2 protein-coding genes are annotated in these 1,426 nt (G+C 45.0%); one reads left to right on the top strand and one right to left on the bottom strand.

Going from position 1 to position 1,426, the window contains the following annotated elements; all coding sequences use genetic code 11:
- Window positions 1–112: 112 nt before the first annotated feature.
- Entirely contained in the window at window positions 113–790 is a 678-nt protein-coding gene (locus ACUVJL_RS03960) for a PEP-CTERM sorting domain-containing protein (RefSeq protein WP_445244660.1), read from the bottom strand.
- A 299-nt stretch (window positions 791–1,089) separates the two neighbouring features.
- On the opposite strand from ACUVJL_RS03960, the gene ACUVJL_RS03955 reads away from it, so the two are divergent.
- Window positions 1,090–1,426, top strand: a 337-nt coding sequence (locus ACUVJL_RS03955; RefSeq protein WP_445244659.1) for a hypothetical protein, incomplete at its 3' end; no start/stop codon positions are given.

The raw sequence follows: 1,426 nt of genomic DNA, 5'->3' as shown, positions 1-1,426 counted from the left end.
AAGCCAATCTCGACGAGGGAGTTGCCCAGTTGATTGAACTAGGCAACAAACGCAACGGTCACGACAATATCACGGCAATTATCATTCGGGCCCAGGTAGGCACATTTCGATTTTAGACTTTCGATGCTCCAAACTTTTTCTTGGCGTAGCCCAAGCCAGCCGCTGCCAAAGCTAAACCTGCAGTTGTTGCAGGTTCGGGAACACTCTCTGGGTTTCCACCGCCGGGCCCGACTTCCTCTGCTATTACATATCCCTCGTTGAAGCCCAAGCTTCCGTCAGATTGGGAACCTTGCAGCCAGTCTATTGTGGAGCCTGGCCCGTCGCTATTCCCAAATATTATTAGACTTGGAGTTGTTCGTATATCTCCAAATGCCCAATTTCCCCACAGATAGGGTTGTGAGGAACCGAAGGGAGCATTTTCCCCAACAACTTTTAATGGATTTTGGTCAAACGGTGCCCACAACAAAGGTGAAAGCTTATTACCCCTGTCGCCAAATGTAGCCTGGGACGAGTTCCACGACAGCCCGAGTAAATTTATCACCAAATTCTTGACTTCAAACAATTTATCGCTGGCCTTAATTTCTAGAGGTGTTCCCAAAAAACTTGACCCAAAAATACCTTCATAAGGAGTCGATTCGTCATAGCTGAAAGAGCCTACACCTACAGCAGGAGTGTTCGCCTCCTCAAAAAAAGTGAAGTTCACTGATGCAGCCTCTGCCGATTTAACGGAGGTCGCCCCCAATCCCAAAATAGCAGCAGCAACAGCCATTTTTTGCAAGTTTTTAGTCATTGTTATTCCGTCCTTACTTTTGATAGGATTAAAGTATATCGGCTTGTGTAAAAAGCTCGATATATTTATCAGCAATAATACGCAAAATATTTTTTTTAAATGAGAGAGAAATAGCATCTTTATCCAAATTTAATAAAAAATGTGCTTTAATAAAGATTTGATGAAGCTAAGGGCTGAAATTAGAGTAATAATAAGTATTTCGCAAACTATGCAACAGATCGAGCTCTAGTAAATTTACGGTTAAACGGTGCAACGCCGAGCTAGTTATTAGTTGCTCGTTCAATAGCCACCTATTACATTTGGCGCTGGGCAAAAGAATTGCCCACCCAAAAGCGGGGCAACTCCTGCTACTTATTAGCAGATTAACCACATCCATCAAAAATGCTGCTGACCCTCTTAGATCCAGAAAAACAGACCCCCCTGCAACGCCGTGGAGTTTACCGAGAAAGGGACAGGCCCTAGAAAAAATCACCTCAGACCACGAAGTAGGGCAGGGCGAAATTAAGCGCGGGGTTGACCCGGAAACTGCTTATGCCCGTCCCGACGCCTATCAACTAACTCAAGCCCTCGGCCCGCGAGACAGTAATTTTCTCAAGCCTGAGGTGCAGTTTTTAGACTTGTGCGAAGATACCTTAT

The sequence above is a fragment of the Microcoleus sp. OTE_8_concoct_300 genome, from assembly GCF_031383065.1.
Taxonomy (GTDB): domain Bacteria; phylum Cyanobacteriota; class Cyanobacteriia; order Cyanobacteriales; family Microcoleaceae; genus Microcoleus.
This window is presented reverse-complemented; position numbering and strand designations above follow the sequence as displayed.

Excerpts from the sequence above, each read along its gene's own strand:
- ACUVJL_RS03960 (WP_445244660.1), bottom strand. The coding sequence starts at position 790 with ATGACTAAAAACTTGCAAAAAATGGCTGTTGCTGCTGCTATTTTGGGA.